The 15,519-nt window shown below is 68.1% G+C and carries 16 protein-coding genes; 12 read left to right on the top strand and 4 right to left on the bottom strand.

Annotation, left to right across the window (positions count from 1 at the left end):
- Positions 1-63 precede the first annotated feature (63 nt).
- A complete protein-coding gene (locus HDC96_RS03725; protein WP_019184646.1) occupies positions 64-333 on the top strand; it encodes a hypothetical protein in 270 nt (89 codons plus the stop codon).
- Between the two features lie 19 nt (positions 334-352).
- On the opposite strand, the gene HDC96_RS03730 is transcribed toward HDC96_RS03725, so the two are convergent.
- On the bottom strand, positions 353-1,720 hold the full coding sequence (locus tag HDC96_RS03730) for a PLP-dependent aminotransferase family protein (RefSeq protein ID WP_179458794.1): 1,368 nt from the start codon (positions 1,718-1,720) through the stop codon (positions 353-355).
- 190 nt (positions 1,721-1,910) lie between these two features.
- Here HDC96_RS03730 and cyoA point away from each other — a divergent pair, with 190 nt between their 5' ends.
- The 7 genes from cyoA to HDC96_RS03765 are packed head-to-tail and all read left to right on the top strand — an operon-like array spanning position 1,911 to position 8,410.
- Complete coding sequence (gene cyoA / locus HDC96_RS03735; protein WP_179458795.1) at positions 1,911-2,885, top strand: ubiquinol oxidase subunit II; 975 nt, start codon at positions 1,911-1,913, stop codon at positions 2,883-2,885.
- Positions 2,886-2,887: 2 nt separating this feature from the next.
- Positions 2,888-4,867, top strand: a complete 1,980-nt coding sequence (gene cyoB / locus HDC96_RS03740; protein WP_179458796.1) for a cytochrome o ubiquinol oxidase subunit I — start codon at positions 2,888-2,890, stop codon at positions 4,865-4,867.
- On the top strand, positions 4,864-5,502 hold the full coding sequence (gene cyoC, locus HDC96_RS03745) for a cytochrome o ubiquinol oxidase subunit III (RefSeq protein WP_179458797.1): 639 nt from the start codon (positions 4,864-4,866) through the stop codon (positions 5,500-5,502). Before cyoB ends, cyoC begins: the two co-directional genes overlap by 4 nt.
- Positions 5,499-5,822, top strand: coding sequence for a cytochrome o ubiquinol oxidase subunit IV (gene cyoD / locus HDC96_RS03750; RefSeq protein WP_179458798.1), 324 nt, complete (start codon positions 5,499-5,501; stop codon positions 5,820-5,822). The genes cyoC and cyoD overlap by 4 nt, the downstream gene beginning before the upstream one ends.
- Positions 5,819-6,301, top strand: a complete 483-nt coding sequence (locus HDC96_RS03755) for a copper chaperone PCu(A)C (RefSeq protein ID WP_179458799.1) — start codon at positions 5,819-5,821, stop codon at positions 6,299-6,301. The genes cyoD and HDC96_RS03755 overlap by 4 nt, the downstream gene beginning before the upstream one ends.
- On the top strand, positions 6,301-6,873 hold the full coding sequence (locus tag HDC96_RS03760) for an SCO family protein (RefSeq protein WP_179458800.1): 573 nt from the start codon (positions 6,301-6,303) through the stop codon (positions 6,871-6,873). Before HDC96_RS03755 ends, HDC96_RS03760 begins: the two co-directional genes overlap by 1 nt.
- 37 nt (positions 6,874-6,910) lie before the next feature.
- The gene (locus HDC96_RS03765; protein ID WP_179458801.1) at positions 6,911-8,410 is read left to right on the top strand and encodes an MFS transporter; all 1,500 of its coding nucleotides are present in this window, start codon (positions 6,911-6,913) and stop codon (positions 8,408-8,410) included.
- Between the two features lie 35 nt (positions 8,411-8,445).
- On the opposite strand, the gene HDC96_RS03770 is transcribed toward HDC96_RS03765, so the two are convergent.
- The 3 genes from HDC96_RS03770 to HDC96_RS03780 form a co-directional block, all read right to left on the bottom strand.
- A complete protein-coding gene (locus HDC96_RS03770) occupies positions 8,446-9,279 on the bottom strand; it encodes a class I SAM-dependent methyltransferase (protein WP_179458802.1) in 834 nt (277 codons plus the stop codon).
- A gap of 85 nt (positions 9,280-9,364) precedes the next feature.
- Positions 9,365-10,705 carry an Nramp family divalent metal transporter gene (locus HDC96_RS03775; RefSeq protein ID WP_179459603.1) on the bottom strand — a complete coding sequence of 447 codons (1,341 nt, stop codon included), beginning with the start codon at positions 10,703-10,705 and terminating at the stop codon, positions 9,365-9,367.
- Between the two features lie 73 nt (positions 10,706-10,778).
- Positions 10,779-11,723, bottom strand: coding sequence for a LysR family transcriptional regulator (locus HDC96_RS03780; protein ID WP_179458803.1), 945 nt, complete (start codon positions 11,721-11,723; stop codon positions 10,779-10,781).
- 96 nt (positions 11,724-11,819) lie between these two features.
- Here HDC96_RS03780 and HDC96_RS03785 point away from each other — a divergent pair, with 96 nt between their 5' ends.
- The 4 genes from HDC96_RS03785 (at position 11,820) to HDC96_RS03800 (ending at position 15,498) form a co-directional block, all read left to right on the top strand.
- A complete protein-coding gene (locus tag HDC96_RS03785; RefSeq protein WP_257018579.1) occupies positions 11,820-13,031 on the top strand; it encodes an MFS transporter in 1,212 nt (403 codons plus the stop codon).
- A 46-nt stretch (positions 13,032-13,077) separates the two neighbouring features.
- Positions 13,078-13,848 (top strand): hypothetical protein, encoded by a 771-nt coding sequence (locus tag HDC96_RS03790; protein ID WP_179458804.1) that lies wholly within the window; start codon positions 13,078-13,080, stop codon positions 13,846-13,848.
- A gap of 50 nt (positions 13,849-13,898) precedes the next feature.
- Positions 13,899-14,876 (top strand): zinc-binding dehydrogenase, encoded by a 978-nt coding sequence (locus tag HDC96_RS03795; protein ID WP_179458805.1) that lies wholly within the window; start codon positions 13,899-13,901, stop codon positions 14,874-14,876.
- A 202-nt stretch (positions 14,877-15,078) separates the two neighbouring features.
- Positions 15,079-15,498, top strand: coding sequence for a cupin domain-containing protein (locus HDC96_RS03800; RefSeq protein WP_179458806.1), 420 nt, complete (start codon positions 15,079-15,081; stop codon positions 15,496-15,498).
- The last annotated feature ends 21 nt before the right edge of the window (positions 15,499-15,519 follow it).

Genomic DNA, 15,519 nt, shown 5'->3' on the forward strand with positions numbered 1-15,519 from the left:
CGGTGGCCGGGGGATCACGGTATATTCCCCGGCCCCATTTCATCGCCAGATCCAGACCCCGCCATGAGCACGCCCCGGAAGTACTACAAGCACCCTGCGGAATCCGAGATCGGCAACGGCACGATCTACCTCGAGGCACAGGGCGATGTGATCGTCCGCCAGGTCGAAAGCTATCGCAGCGTGCTGGTCTGGGCCGACAAATCCGGGCAGGCCGACGCGCGTTTCCCGCTGTCCGATCAGCCCTTGTCCTGGCTGGACCTGGATTCGGATGACAGCATCACCGCCAGCCAGTTTGAAGCGGTCTGGAAGCAAGCCAAGGCCGTATCCGGCTGAGGGTGCCGGGGCGCGGGAATCAGACCGTCCAGCCGGGGCGTTCCGCCGCCGCCACATGCATCAGCTGATCCAGCTGGCGCAGTGCCCGGTGCAGTTCCTGCCGGTGGGCGGCCGCGCCCAATGAAATCCGCACCGCATCGTTGATCGCCACGCCTTCGGGCGTGAAGGCCGACGACGGTGCGATGCCCAGGCCCTGCAGCCGCGCGGCGTGGGTCAGGCTGGCATCGGTCCAGTGCGCGGGCAGCCGGCACCATGCGTGCACGCCCGCGCAGTGCTGCAGGAAGCGCGGCGACAACGCCGACTGCGCCAGGTAGCGGCGTTCGGCCGCTTCTTCCTGCACCAGCGTCAGCATCGCCTGCGCGGAGCCATCCAGGATCAGCTGCGTCACCAGGGCATTCATCAGCGGCGGCGCCATCAGGTTGACCGCGCGCAGGGCATCGAGCACCGGTTGCCGGTCCATGCCGTCGGGCAGGCGCACGAAACCGGTGTGCAGTCCCGGGCTCAGGCACTTGGAGAGCGTGGAGATGTAGCAGGTGTGCCGTGGCGCCAGCAGCGCGAGCGGGGCAGGGGCGTCGTCGACCAGCAGCCAGTACGGATCGTCTTCGATCAGTGGCAGGTCCTGCGCGCGGATCACCTGGGCCAACGCCTCGCGGCGTGCCTGCGGCATCGTGTGGGCGGTCGGGTTCTGCGCGGTCGGGTTGAGGTAGATCACCCGTGCGCCCTGCTGCTTCGCGGCGCGCGCCAATGCGTCCGGACGCATACCGTGCGCGTCGCACTCGACCACGTGCAGCCGTCGCTCCAGCACCCGCGCGGCGTGCAGCAGGCCCGGGTAGACCAGGGGCTCGCACAGGATCGTGTCGCCGGCGTCGGTCAACGCCAGCAGCAGCGCCGACAGCGCCGCCTGCGCGCCTTCGGTGACGACCAGCGTATCGGCATCGACCTTGCCGAGGATCGGTTTGAGCCAGTGCTGGGCCGCCCGGTGATCGGCGCGGCTGCCGCCGCCCACGTGATACGTCATCAGATTGTCCGCATCGCTGCGGGTCAGCACGGACGACAGGCCACGCCGCAGCACGTCGGCGACCTGGCCGCCGCCGGGGCTGGGCGGCAGGTTCATGCTCAGGTCGACCAGTTGGGTCAGTTCCACCTGCGGCGGCGCGACGAACGAGCCGAGCGGGCCGCGCGCATCGATCAGACCGCGTTTTCGTCCCTCGGTGAAGGCGCGGGTGATGGTGGTCAGATCCACGCCGAGTTCGGCGGCGAGCGCGCGCTGTGCGGGCAGGCGCTCACCCGGGCGCAGCGCGCCGGACCAGACCGCACGTTCCAGTGCCTGCACGATGCGCAGGTAGACCGGCCCGTGGCCGTCGGCGATGAGGGGGCTCCATTCCATGCGCGCATGGTACGCGCGGCGCAGGGCCGGGCTGCGACAGTGTGTCGCATCATGTATGGATCATGTCGTTGCCTAACGTACGCGGCTGCGGCGGGCACCCCCCATGCATATCGGTCATGCAGGGGGGTGTTCGCCACTTTTCATGATCCGGGCCGCCCGGCCCGGCACTGCGTTGGAAGGGCCGTCACGCATGAACCCCGCTACACATCCCGCTCGCCGCGCCACCCCGGCCGGTCGAGCCCGCGCCGGACGCTGGTTCGGCCTGGCAGCGCTGCTGCCACTGCTCACAGGGTGCAAGAACCTGGAGCTGTTCAACCCCATGGGCAGCATCGCCGAGCAGGAAATGCAGCTGATCCTGGTCTGCACCGGCCTGATGCTGCTGGTGGTGATCCCGGTGATCATCCTCACGCTGTACTTCGCGTGGCACTACCGCGAGTCCAACAAGAACGCCACCTACGCGCCGACCTGGTCGCATTCCACCGCGATCGAAGTGGTGGTGTGGACGATTCCGTGCCTGATCGTGGTCGTGCTCGGCGTGTTGATCTGGAAGAGCACCCACGCGCTGGATCCCTACCGCCCGATCGCGTCGGACAAGCCCGCACTGCGCGTGGAAGTGGTCTCGCTCAACTGGAAATGGCTGTTCATCTACCCGGACCACAACGTGGCCACGGTCAATGAACTGGTGATGCCGGTCGATACGCCGGTGGCGTTCAAGCTGACCTCCGAGTCGATGATGAATGCCTTCTTCGTGCCGCAGCTGGGCAGCATGGTCTACACCATGCCCGCGATGCAGACCCGCCTGCACCTGATCGGCCACACGCCGGGCACCTATGCCGGCATGTCGTCCGCCTACAGCGGTTCGGGCTTCTCGGACATGAAGTTCGATGCGCGGGTGATGACCGAGGCGGACTTCACGCAGTGGCTGGCGCAGTCGCGTGGCACCGACGAGCACCTGGACCAGGCCCGCCTGGCCGAACTGGAGAAGCCGACCCACGGTGCACCGATGCAGCGCTTCGCCAGCGTGGACACCGGACTGTTCGACAGCATCCTGCGCCGTTACGGCGGCATGCCCGACGACGAGATCTGCCTGCCCGGCGAAGAACCCGGCGCGAAATCCCAACTCGTAAGCCTGGCCGCGTCTGCCAGCCGTACCGCGGAGAACTGATTGTGCTTGGAAAGTTGAACCTCGAAGCGATTCCCTACCACGACCCGATCATCATGTCGGCGCTGGTGGGCTCGCTGCTGCTGGGCGTGGCGATCGTCGCGGCCATCACGTATTACAAGAAGTGGGGCTATATCTGGACCGAGTGGATCACCTCGGTGGACCACAAGAAGATCGGCGTGATGTACATCATCCTGGCCCTGGTCATGCTGGTGCGCGGCTTCGCCGATGCGCTGATGATGCGTGCCCAGCAGGCCATCGCCGCCAATGACAGTGCAGGCTACCTGCCCCCGGAGCACTACGACCAGATCTTCACCGCGCATGGCGTGATCATGATCTTCTTCGTGGCCACGCCGCTGATCGTGGGCCTGATGAACATCGTGGTGCCGCTGCAGATCGGCGCGCGCGACGTGGCGTTCCCGTTCGTCAACTCGCTCAGCTTCTGGCTGTCGGCGGTCGGCGCGGTGCTGGTGATGCTGTCGATGTTCGTCGGCGATTTCGCCGCGACCGGCTGGGTCGCCTATCCGCCGCTGTCCGGGATCGAGTACAGCCCCACGGTGGGCGTGGACTACTACATCTGGTCACTGCAGGTCTCCGGCATCGGCACCACGCTGACCGGCCTGAACTTCATCGTCACCATCCTCAAGATGCGTGCACCGGGCATGGACCTGATGAAGATGCCGGTGTTCACCTGGACCGCCCTGATCACCAACATCCTGATCGTGGCGATCTTCCCGGTGCTGACCGCGACCCTGGCGCTGCTGACCATGGACCGCTACTTCGGGATGCACTTCTTCACCAATGACGCCGGCGGCAACGCCATGATGTACGTCAACCTGATCTGGATCTGGGGCCATCCGGAAGTCTACGTGCTGATCCTGCCGTGCTTCGGCGCGTTCTCGGAGATCATCGCCACGTTCTCGGGCAAGCCGCTGTTCGGCTACCGCTCGATGGTCTACGCGACCTCGTCGATCGGCATCCTGTCGTTCTTCGTGTGGCTGCACCACTTCTTCACCATGGGCTCGGGCGCGAACGTGAATGCCTTCTTCGGCATCATGACCTCGATCATCTCGATCCCCACCGGCGTGAAGCTGTTCAACTGGCTGTTCACCATGTACCGCGGCCGGATCCGCTACCACTCCTCGACGTTGTGGACGATCGGCTTCATGGTCACCTTCGCCCTGGGTGGCATGACCGGCGTGATGCTGGCGATCCCGGGTGCCGACTTCGTGCTGCACAACAGCCTGTTCCTGATCGCGCACTTCCATAACGTGATCATCGGCGGCGTGGTGTTCGGTTGCCTGGCCGGCATCAGCTTCTGGTTCCCGAAAGCCTTTGGTTTCACCCTCAACGAGCGCTGGGGCAAGATTTCGTTCTGGTGCTGGCTGGTCGGTTTCTACCTGGCCTTCATGCCGCTGTACGTGCTGGGCTTCAAGGGCATGACCCGCCGCATGAATCACTACGGCGTGGAGGGCTACCAGCCGTGGCTGATCGTGGCCGCGATCGGTGCGCTGGTGATCGCTGCCGGCATCGCCGCGATGTTCATCCAGTTCTACGTCAGCGTGCGTGACCGCAAGGCCAACATGGACCTCACCGGCGACCCGTGGAATGCGCGCAGCCTGGAATGGGCCACGTCCTCGCCGCCGCCGTTCTACAACTTCGCCACGCTGCCCACGATCACCTCGCTGGAACAGCATTGGGACGACAAGCAGCACGGCAGGGCCTGGCAGCGCCAGGACAGCTACGAGGACATCCACATGCCGCGCAATACCGCAGCGGGTGTGGTGATCTCGGTGTTCAGCCTGGTCCTGTGCTTCGCCCTGGTCTGGCACATGTGGGTGCTGGCCGGCATCGGCCTGATCGGTGTGATCGCCACCTTCGTGCTGCGTTCGTACGACCGTGACGTGGACTACTACGTGCCCGCCGCCGAGGTGAAGCGCATCGAAGACGCGCACTTCGCGCAGATGGAAGGAGCCAAGGCATGAGCGGCGATACCCTGACCGCTGCTTCGCAGCACGGGCAGCTCGCGGCCGGTCATCACGACCACGCCGACGAGCACCACGACGACGGCAACAAGACCGTCGTCGGGTTCTGGATGTACCTGATGGGCGACTGCCTGATCTTCGCGGTGCTGTTCGCCACGTTCGGCGTGCTGCTCAACGGCACGGCCGATGGCCCCAGCGGCAAGGAGCTGTTCAAGCTGGGCTTCGTGCTCTCCGAAACGGTGGTGCTGCTGCTCAGCAGCTTCACCTTCGGCCTGGCGATGCTGGGCCTGCAGGCCGGCAGGCGCAACCAGGTGGTGGGCTGGCTGGCGGTTACCGGCGTGCTCGGTGCGGTGTTCATCGGCATGGAGCTGTATGAGTTCGCCGAACTGATCCATGAAGGCGCCACCCCGGACGTGAGCGCGTATCTGTCGGCGTACTTCACGCTGGTGGCCACCCACGGCCTGCACGTCACCTTCGGCCTGCTGTGGCTGGCCATCATGATCCACCAGGTGCTGAAGTTCGGCCTGGACGGGATCGTGCGTCGCCGCCTGGCCTGCCTGAGCCTGTTCTGGCACTTCCTGGATCTGATCTGGATCTGTGTGTTCACCTTCGTCTACCTGCGGGAGTTCGTATGAGCGGCCACGCCACCCTGAAGGGCTACATCCTCGGCCTGCTGCTGTGCCTGGTGCTGACCGGCGCCTCGTTCGCCGTGGTCATGAGCGGGCTGGTACCGCAGCCGCTGCGGCTGACCGCGATCGTGGTGCTGTGCGTGGTGCAGCTGGTCGCGCAGCTGGTGCTGTTCCTGCATATCGGGGCAGGGCGCAGCCAGCGCGAGAACACCGGCATCTTCCTGTGCACCGCCTTTCTGATCGCCATCGTGGTGGCCGGCTCGCTGTGGGTGATGCACAACGCCAACCTCAACATGATGCCGATGCAGATGTCGGGCACGCCATGAGCAGGTCCCGCACGGGCGCCCTGTTGGTCGGGCTGCTGTTGACGAGCCCCCTGATGCCGGTGGTGGCTGCGGCCGCGCCGACCCACGCCGCGGCAACGGTGTCGGTCAGTGATCCGTGGATCCGGCTGCCACCACCGGCGGCGAACGTGGCGGCCGGCTATGCCCAGCTGCATAACGGTGGCGGGCCGGACCGGCTGCTGTCCGCCGCGTCCGCGGCGTTCGCCGAGGTGCAGATCCATGCCATGCGCATGGACGGCGAAGTGATGCGCATGCAAGCGCTGCCCGATGGCCTGGCCTTGCCGGAAGGCCAGACCGTGGCGCTGCAGCCCGGCGGCTATCACCTCATGCTGTTGAAGCCCAAGCGGCCGTTGTCGGCCGGGCAGACGGTGCGGATCAGACTCCGGTTCGCGCACGGTGCCGAACAGGCGGTGGACTTCAGTGTGCGCGATGGTCGGGTCGCGCAGGGAGTGGCGAAGTGATGCGGCGACGTGCCGCGGGCCTGCTGGCGCTGGCGCTGCTGGCCGGCTGCGCGGACGGGCAGGCACCGGTCATGGGCCAGGCGGCCTTTGCGGCCGTGACGCTGCAGAGCAGCGACGGCCGCACGCTCACCATCCGGGATCTGCAGGGCAAGCCGACGCTGCTGTTCTTCGGGTTCACCCATTGCCCCGAGGTGTGCCCGCTGAGCCTGGTCAAGGCGGTGCAGATCAAGCGCCTCCTGGGCCCGGCCGCAGAGCAGCTGCAGGTCGTCTTCGTGACGGTCGACCCGCAGCGCGATACACCGGCGCACCTGCGCGAGTACCTGGCCGCCTTCGATCCGGGCTTCCTCGGCCTGGCCGGTGACGAGGCGGGAACGCGTGCCATCGCCGAAAGCCTGGGCGTGAGCTATCGCCGCGTCGGCGTCGGCGACGGCGACACCGCGACCTTCGAGCACACCGCGTCGTGGTTCCTGCTCGGTGCCGACGGACAGCTGCAGGATGTGTACGGCTATGCGATGAGCGAGCAGGCGATCGTGGAGAAGCTGCGCGGTCGGCTGGCGGCGGCCGGCACGTGAGGCCGTTGACGGCCACGTTCCGAGGGCGGGCACTGCGATGAGCCGTACTGCGCCGCACCGCGCCGACGCCGTGCTGCTGCTCGGCTCGGCCGGCTGCGCGCTCACCGTGCTCGACACCAATGTGGTCGGTGTGGTGCTGCCGACCATCGCACGCGATCTGTCGGCCTCCTTCGCGGACATCGAGTGGGTGGTCAGTGCCTACGTGCTGTGCTTCGCCGCGTTGCTGCTGCCGGCGGGCACGCTGGCCGACCGCATCGGTCGTCGGCGCCTGTTCCTGATCGGCTTGAGCCTGTTCGCGCTGACCTCGGTGGCCTGCGGCATGGCCGGCACTGCGATGGCCTTGTACCTGGCACGGGCCGGGCAGGGCGCGGCGGCCGCGTTCATGCTGGCACCTGCGCTGTCGTTGATCGGGCATGCGCACCAGACCGCCCCCTCGCGTGCGCGTGCCTGGGCGATCTGGGGCGCGATCATGGGCCTGACCATGGTGCTCGCGCCGTTGATCGGTGGCGCCATCGCCACCTGGTTCGGCTGGCGCTGGGCCTTCCATATCAATCTTCCCCTGTGCCTGCTGCTGGCCGGCCTGGCGTGGGCGTTCGTGCCGGAATCGCGCGATCCGGTCAGCCGTCGCATCGACGTGCCGGGCGTGCTGCTGTTCGCGGGGAGCATGCTGTCGTGGACCTGGGCGCTGATCCGTGGGCCGGTGGAAGGCTGGGGCAGTACCGCTGTGTTGCCCTGGCTGCTGGCCGGCACGCTGCTGGGCGCGGGCTTCATCGTGGTCGAGCAGCGCCGCGCCCAGCCCATGCTCGACCTGCGCCTGTTCCGCGTGCCGGCGCTGGTCGGCGCGGTGCTGGCGATGTTCGCCTACGCCGCCTGCGTACAGGTGATGGCCTCGTTGCTGCCGCTGCTGCTGCAGAACGCCCGCGGCGACAGCGTGCTGCAGGCCGGCGTGCACATGCTGCCGTTCGCGCTGGCGATGCTGCTGCTGCCGTTCCTCGGTCGCCGCCTCGGCACGCGATGGGCTTCCGGCCAGATCCTGGCGCTCGGCCTGGGCGTGGCCGTGATCGGCAACCTCGGCATCGCCGTGGCGCTGTGGCAGCACAGCAGTGCGGGCCTGCTGCTGGCGATGGCCGTGCTCGGCAGTGGCGGTGGCCTGCTCAATGGCGAAACGCAGAAGGCGATCATGAGCGTGATCCCGCCGGACCGCGCCGGCATGGCCTCGGGCATCAGTACCACCGCACGTTTCTCCGGCATTCTGATCGGGTTCGCCACGCTGGGCGCGGTGCTGTCCAGCCATGTACGTGGCGCCGCCCGCGGCGCGCTGACCGAGGCCGGGCAGGCATGGACGCCGGCGCTGATCGAGCGCGTGGTGGTGGGCGAGCTGTCCGTGCAGGGCGCGGCCAGCGACAGCCTCATGCGGCTGGCCCGCCACGCCTATGCGGAGGGGGCCGCCTATGCCTTCGTGACGGCCGCCGCGATCGCACTGGGGGCGATGTTGCTGACCCACACGCTGATGGCGAGGCGCTGTTCGCCGGGGTAGAGCGCCGGCGGGTCGCATCCACGCATGGCGTGGATTTACCACGCGCGGGCGCGCACCTCCCAGCAGGCGGCGGTGAACGTCACCGCATCGCCTTCAACGAACGGCGCAAAGGCCTGCAGTACCGTGTCCATGACCTGCGACCGTGCAGCCGCATCGAGTGGCGCATTCCGCAACGCGCTCCCTACCGGTCCCAGCAAGGTCACGTAGGTCGCCAGGTCCGCACGGTCGATCCGGCAGACCACGTCCAGCGGCAGGATCTCGACATCCTCCCAGCCCGCCGCCGTCAGGATCCCCTCGACCTGCGCACGGTCGGCGAACGCGAACTGCCCCGGCCCCCCGGGCTGGCGCGCTGGCAGGGTCAGCCACGGTGCGGCCGCGCGCTCGGCCGTGGTCATGAAGCCATTCTCGTCGGGGTCGCGCCAGGCCAGGGCCTGCAGCACGCCGCCGCGTTTCGCCGCCCGCTGCAGCTGTCCGAAGGCCTGCACGGGATCATCGAAGAACATCACCCCGAAGCGCGACACGATCCGGTCCAGGCTTCCCGGTGCGAACGCATGCTGCTGCGCATCGGCGACGATGAACTCCACGGCCAGCCCGGCACGCTGCGCGCGCTCACGCGCCAGCGCGATCATCGGGGCCGAGATGTCGACCCCGCTGACATGCCCGCCAGGCTCCAGACGCCCGGCAATGGCCAGCGCCACCGCGCCGGTCCCGCAGCCCACATCCAGGACGTGCAGTTCGTCGCCGGGCGGGATCGCCTCGACCAGGTGGGTGGCAAGCGGCGCGAACATCTGGTCGAGAATGCGCTGCGCCTCCACCCACGCCTCACCGGCGGGGCCATTCCATAGCGCGTGCTGCGAGGTGTCGGTCATTGCGTGGCTCGATCTGGGCTTGCCAGTGGGGTAAGGAGCTCGCACTGTGCCACCTCAACCATCGTTGAGGTCAAGTGGGGATGCCTCAGCCCCGCCACACATCCACCAGCAGTTTCACGTTCAAGACGATGATCAGGCCACCGATCAGCCATGACAGCGCGATCAGCCGGCGCGGCGCGACCAGCGCCCCCATCTTGGCCTTGTCCGACACGAACCGCACCAGCGGCACCACCGCGAACGGCAGCTGCATCGACAGCAGCACCTGGCTCAGCACCAGCAATCGCGCGGTGCCTTGCTCGCCGTAGATCGCGGTGACCACCACCACCGGCACGATCGCGATGCCACGGGTGATCAGGCGCCGTGCCCACGGCGCGATCCGCAGCCGCAGGAAACCCTCCATCACGATCTGCCCGGCCAGCGTCGCGGTCACCGTCGAGTTGATCCCGGAGGCGAGCAGGGCGACCGCGAACAGGGTGGAGGCCAGCCCCACGCCGAGCATCGGCGCCAACAGTTCGTACGCCTGCTCGATCTCCTGCACGTCGGTACGGCCGTGCGCATGGAACACCGCGGCGGCCAGGATCAGGATCGAGGCGTTGATGAAGAGTGCCAGCATCAGGGCGATGGTGCTGTCGGTCACCGCCCAGCGCAGCGCACTGCGGCGCCCGGCATCGGTGCGCGGGTAAGCCCGGGTCTGCACGATCGAGGAGTGCAGGTACAGATTGTGCGGCATCACGGTGGCGCCGATGATGCCGATCGCCAGGTACAGCGCCTTGGGGTCGGTCACCACCTGCGCGTGTGGGATGAAGCCGGCCAGCACGGCCTGCAGCGGCGGGGCGGCGATGAAGATCTGGATTGCGAAGCAGCCGAAGATCACCAGCAGCAGCGCGATCACGAAGGCTTCCAGCGCGCGGAAGCCGCGGTTCATCAACAGCAGCACCAGCACCACGTCCACCGCGGTGATGATCGCGCCGGCCAGCAGCGGGATGCCGAACAACAGCTTCAACGCGATCGCCGTGCCGATCACCTCGGCCAGGTCGCAGGCGATGATCGCGATCTCGCACAGCAGCCACAGGCCCAGGTTCACCGGCCGCGAATAGTGATCGCGGCACGCCTGCGCCAGATCGCGCCCGGTCGCGATGCCCAGCCGCGCGGACAGCCCCTGCAGCACGATCGCCATCAGATTGGAGAGCAGGATCACCGAGAGCAGCAGATAGCCGAACTGCGCGCCGCCGGCGATGTCCGTGGCCCAGTTGCCCGGGTCCATGTAGCCGACCGAGATCATGTAGCCGGGGCCGAGGAAGGCCAGCAGCCGGAACCACCAGTGGCCGCCGCTGGGAACGGCCACGCTGGCGTTCATCTCACCCAGGCTGGGCGTGTGCCCGGCCGAGGAAGGCCAGGCAGGGGAGTTCCCGGGGCGGCGTTCGATGTCCACGGCGGCAATATAGCAGAGGCTATGTTAGTAAGGCTTTGCAATTTCAGGTCATGCGAGCTGCTTCCAATCAGCGTGGCGGCGGCAGGCGGCGCATCCCATGGGTGTGTGGCAGGGAGGCCTTCATCGCGTCGATGAAGGCACGCAGCCGACTTGGCATCTGACGCGTCGTGGGATAGACGAGGTGCACCGGCAAGGGAGGCGCCTCCCGCTCCGGCATGAGACGGATCAGCCGACCGGCTCGCAGCGCCTCCTCCACCAGCCAGGCGGACACGACGGCGGCTCCCAGGCCCGCCAACGCCGCCTCGCGCACGACGAATAGATTGTCGGTGAACAGGCGGGGCTGGATCGCGATCTGCAGGGACGGTCCACCGTCGTCGGGCAGCAGCGTGATGCGGTCGCGGTAGTAGGTGGTGAGCGCGATCCAGGGCACGGCGGTCAACAGGGCGGGGTCGCGCGGATCCGCTTCGCCGATCAGCTGTGGCGAGGCAATGACGATGCGAGGCACCTCGGCCAGGGGCACTGCAACGAGGTGTGGCGCGTCCACCGTGCCAACCCGGATCGCACAGTCGATGCCTTCGGCGATGAAGTCCGGATGGCGATCTTCCAGGATCCACTCCAGATTGACCTGGGGATGGCGCGTCAGGAACTGCAGCATCGGGGCCAGCAGTTGCGCCTGCCCGAACGCGTGCGGCACCAGCACCCGCAGCCGCCCGCGCGGCACGTTCACCTCGCCGCGCAGGTCGGCCTGGATCGCGTCCCAGTCGGCGACCAGTGCCTCGGCATGGGCGAAGCACCGCTCGCCGTCTTCGGTGAGGGTCATGCGGTGCGTCGAGCGCTTGAGCAGTTGCAGGCCGAACAGGCGCTCCAAGGCCTGAAGACGCCGGCTCACGGTTGGCTGCGAGGTGCCGAGTTGGGCCGCAGCGGCTGAAAGGCTGCCGCTTTCCACGATGCGCACGAAGGTCCGCAGCAGATCGATACGGTCGGCGCTGGGGACGGGACTGAGGCTGGTCATGCGCGTGGTGTATGAAGAATATGCGGGAAAGCCTACTACACGCCGCGCCTGGGGAGGACGATGCTGGCCCCACTTTCCCCGTGGTTGGAGCTGCCCATGTCTGTCCTGCATATACCTGCCATCGCGCCGCCCGCGCAGACGCTGGCACCGAGGTTGATCCTGGCGATGGCCGCGGCGACCGGTTTTTCCGTTGCTTCCATCTACTACAGCCAGCCCATGCTGGGGGTGATGGGACCCAGCCTGTCCGCGGCGCCCGCCGCCATCGGCCTGGTGCCTACGCTGACGCAGCTGGGTTATGCGCTCGGCATTCTGCTGCTGGCGCCATTGGGCGACCGCTTCGATCGCCGTCGGCTGATCCTGGTCAAGGCCGCGCTGCTCGCCATGGCGCTTGGCGGGGCGGCACTGGCTGGCAGTCTGCCGACGCTGCTGCTGGCCAGTCTGCTGGTGGGCCTGACGGCGACAGTCGCCCAGGACGTCGTACCCGCGGCAGCCAGCCTTGCACCTGAGGCAAACCGGGGCGCCGTGGTCGGGAAGGTCATGACCGGGCTCCTGCTCGGCATCCTGCTCTCACGCGTCGCCAGCGGGCTGGTCGCTGAATGGCTCGGCTGGCGCACGATGTTCGGCCTCGCGGCGCTTTCGGTCGGGCTGATGGCGGTGGCCCTGGGACGGGAGCTGCCGCGCTTCGCGCCGAGTACCACGCTGCGCTATCCGGCCTTGCTGGCGTCGCTGGTGGCGCTGTGGCGCGGGCAACCAGCGCTGCGCCGCGCCGTGTTCGCGCAGGGGCTGCTGGCGGTCGGGTTCAGTGCGTTCTGGTCGACTCTGGCCCTGATGCTGCACAGTCGCTATCAACTGGGCAGTGCGGTGGCCGGCGCCTTCGGCATCGCCGGTGCGGCGGGTGCGCTGGCGGCACCGCTGGCCGGGCGGTGGGCCGACCGGCTCGGCAGCCATGCGGTGGCCCGGATCGCGATTCTGGTCGCGCTGTGCGGGTTTGCGATGCTCCTGCTGGATCCGTGGCTGCCGCGGGTCACGGTGGTGCCGCTGCTGGCGGTGAGTGCCATGGTGTTCGATTTCGGCTTCCAGTCGGCCCTGGTCTCGCACCAGACCCTGGTCTACGGGCTGATGCCCGAGGCGCGCAGCCGGCTCAACGCACTGCTGTTCACCGGCGTCTTCCTCGGCATGGCCGCGGGCGGCGCGCTGGGAAGCTTGGCCCTCGCGGAGTGGGGCTGGATGGGCGTGGCGACCCTGGCGACCGCGGCAGCGGCCCTGAGCCTGTTCGTGCGCCGCCCGCGCCCCCTCCCAACGTCTTAACCCTGAACCGCGTATCTTCACCGCTCTTTTCAGCTGGAGTGGATGCATGCGTTGGATCGTGTTGTTGGCCGCATTGGCGATGCCCGTAGTGGCATGGCTCTCACAGACCGGCATGTTCGGCCCGACCAACGGCGCAGTGTCCGACCAGTATCCGACGCTGCTGGTGGCGGCCGGGTACGCCTTCGCGATCTGGGGCGTGATCTTCCTGTGGGACGTGCTGTTCGGGTTCTGGCAGCTGCGCCTGCGCAAGCCCGACATCACCGGGGTGCGCCCATGGGCCGCCGCCGGTTTCGCGCTGACCGCCGCGTGGATGCCGGTGTTCTCCAACCAGTGGTTCCTGCCGGCGCTGGCGATCATCTGGGCGGCCTTGATCTGCCTGATCGTGGCCGCCTACCGCGCCTCGCCGATCACCGCTCCGGGCGGTCAGCGCGCCTGGGCCGCCTATCCGCTCGGGTTGCATGCGGGCTGGCTGTCGCTGGCGGCCTACCTCAACACTGCCCAGGTGATCGTCGCCTACCGTTGGTTGCCGACCGACACCATGCTCGGCTGGAGCCTGGTGCTGCTGGTCCTGGCCACGCTGCTGGTGCTGGTGGTGAACCAGCTGCTGCGCGGGCATTTCGCCTATCCGGCGGCCGTGATCTGGGCGCTGGCGGGCATGTACGTCAAGCAGTCCGGCTGGGATCTGCCGGGGGCGGGCAACATCGCCACCCTGGCCCTGGTGCTGATCATCATCGTGGTGATCCAGACCGTCTGGCTGCGCGTACGCGCGTACCGCCAGCCGCGCGCGATCGCCGCCGCCCACCGTCATCGTCGTTGATTCCCGTTGCAGGAGACCCCCATGAACATCGTGAAGAAGGAGCGTTGCTGATGCGCGCTGCGATCCATACCACCTTTGGTGACCCCACCCAGGTACTGCACGGCGGCGACGTGCCGCAGCCGACCCCGGCGGCCGGCGAGGTGCGCATCCGCACCGTGCTGGCGCCCATCCACAACCACGACCTGTGGACCGTGCGCGGCCAGTACGGCTACAAGCCCGAGCTGCCGGCGATCGGTGGCAGCGAAGGCACCGGCGTGATCGACGCGCTGGGCGAGGGCGTCGAGGGCCTGAAGATCGGCCAGCGTGTCAGCGCCGCCTCGGTGCATGGCACCTGGGCTGAGCACTTCATCGCGCCGGCACGCATGGTCATTCCGATGCCGGACAGCATCGATGACAACACCGCCGCGCAGCTGATCGCCATGCCGCTGAGCGCGCTGATGCTGCTGGAATTCCTGCAGGTGAAGGAAGGCCAGTGGATCCTCCAGAATGCGGCCAACGGCGCGGTCGGCAAGGCGCTGGCGATGCTGGCCAAGGCGCGCGGCGTGCACTGCATCAACCTGGTGCGGCGTGACGCGGGCGTGGCGGAGATGAGCGGCCTCGGCATCGACCACACCATCTCCACCGCGCAGTCGGACTGGATGGCGCAGGTGCAGGCCGCGACTGGCGGCGCCTCGATCGCCGCAGCGGTCGACTCGGTCGGCGGGCGCGCGAGCAGCGAGCTGATGACCCTGCTCGGCGATGGCGGCACGCTGGTCTCGTTCGGCTCGATGACCGGCGAGCCGATGCAGCTCAGCTCGGGCGACGTGATCTTCAAGCAGGCTACGGTGAAGGGCTTCTGGGGCAGCAAGGTCAGCCAGGCGATGGCGCCGGAGGACAAGCGTCGCCTGGTCGGCGAACTGCTGCAACTGGCCGCCCGAGGTGGATTGAGCCTGCCGGTGGACGGCGTGTTCGGGCTGGATGAGGTCGGTGATGCCGCCAAGGCCAGCCTGGAGCCGGGCCGCAACGGCAAGGTGCTGCTGCGCCCGTGACAGCTACGGTAGAGCCGACCCATGGTCGGCTGTCGCGGAGCCCGCCGGAATGCAGCCGACCCTGGGTCGGCTCTACCGGCACGCTCCATTGATGAGCTGGGCTCATGACGGCATGCCGGTTGTGGCCGCTAGTCCCGGTGCGGCCGCGCCCCTACAGTGAGGGTCAGCGGCGAGCTGCGCCGTTCCTTCAGGAGATCGCGCCATGCCCACCGAAACCGCGCCCATCCGCATCACCAGCGCGGGCACCACCGCCTCGGCGGCCGGTCCGGCGGACTATTTCACCGGCCAGGTGCGCATCGATGCACCGTTCCAGACCGATGCGCCCGCACGGGTCGGCGGAGCCACTGTCACCTTCGAGCCCGGCGCACGCACCGCGTGGCATACCCATCCCTTGGGCCAGACCCTGATCGTCACCGCGGGCGTGGGCAGCGTGCAGGAATGGGGCAAGCCCGCGCGCGACATCCGACCCGGCGACATCGTCTGGATCCCGCCGGGCGTCAAGCACTGGCATGGCGCGAAGGCCGCTACCGCGATGACGCATATCGCGATCGCAGAAGCGGTCGACGGTTCGCCGGTGACGTGGATGGAGCAGGTCAGCGACGCGCAGTACAGCGGCGGCTGAACGACGACGCGCGTCGGGACG

It is taken from the genome of Stenotrophomonas sp. JAI102, from assembly GCF_013409105.1.
GTDB classification, from domain to species: domain Bacteria; phylum Pseudomonadota; class Gammaproteobacteria; order Xanthomonadales; family Xanthomonadaceae; genus Stenotrophomonas; species Stenotrophomonas maltophilia_AA.

Excerpts from the sequence above, each read along its gene's own strand:
- cyoC (WP_179458797.1), top strand. The coding sequence starts at position 4,864 with ATGAGCGGCGATACCCTGACCGCTGCTTCGCAGCACGGGCAGCTCGCG.
- HDC96_RS03765 (WP_179458801.1), top strand. The coding sequence starts at position 6,911 with ATGAGCCGTACTGCGCCGCACCGCGCCGACGCCGTGCTGCTGCTCGGC.
- HDC96_RS03800 (WP_179458806.1), top strand. The coding sequence starts at position 15,079 with ATGCCCACCGAAACCGCGCCCATCCGCATCACCAGCGCGGGCACCACC.
- HDC96_RS03755 (WP_179458799.1), top strand. The coding sequence starts at position 5,819 with ATGAGCAGGTCCCGCACGGGCGCCCTGTTGGTCGGGCTGCTGTTGACG.
- HDC96_RS03785 (WP_257018579.1), top strand. The coding sequence starts at position 11,820 with ATGTCTGTCCTGCATATACCTGCCATCGCGCCGCCCGCGCAGACGCTG.
- HDC96_RS03760 (WP_179458800.1), top strand. The coding sequence starts at position 6,301 with ATGCGGCGACGTGCCGCGGGCCTGCTGGCGCTGGCGCTGCTGGCCGGC.
- HDC96_RS03770 (WP_179458802.1), bottom strand. The coding sequence starts at position 9,279 with ATGACCGACACCTCGCAGCACGCGCTATGGAATGGCCCCGCCGGTGAG.
- HDC96_RS03780 (WP_179458803.1), bottom strand. The coding sequence starts at position 11,723 with ATGACCAGCCTCAGTCCCGTCCCCAGCGCCGACCGTATCGATCTGCTG.
- HDC96_RS03790 (WP_179458804.1), top strand. The coding sequence starts at position 13,078 with ATGCGTTGGATCGTGTTGTTGGCCGCATTGGCGATGCCCGTAGTGGCA.
- HDC96_RS03725 (WP_019184646.1), top strand. The coding sequence starts at position 64 with ATGAGCACGCCCCGGAAGTACTACAAGCACCCTGCGGAATCCGAGATC.
- cyoA (WP_179458795.1), top strand. The coding sequence starts at position 1,911 with ATGAACCCCGCTACACATCCCGCTCGCCGCGCCACCCCGGCCGGTCGA.
- cyoD (WP_179458798.1), top strand. The coding sequence starts at position 5,499 with ATGAGCGGCCACGCCACCCTGAAGGGCTACATCCTCGGCCTGCTGCTG.
- HDC96_RS03795 (WP_179458805.1), top strand. The coding sequence starts at position 13,899 with ATGCGCGCTGCGATCCATACCACCTTTGGTGACCCCACCCAGGTACTG.
- HDC96_RS03730 (WP_179458794.1), bottom strand. The coding sequence starts at position 1,720 with ATGGAATGGAGCCCCCTCATCGCCGACGGCCACGGGCCGGTCTACCTG.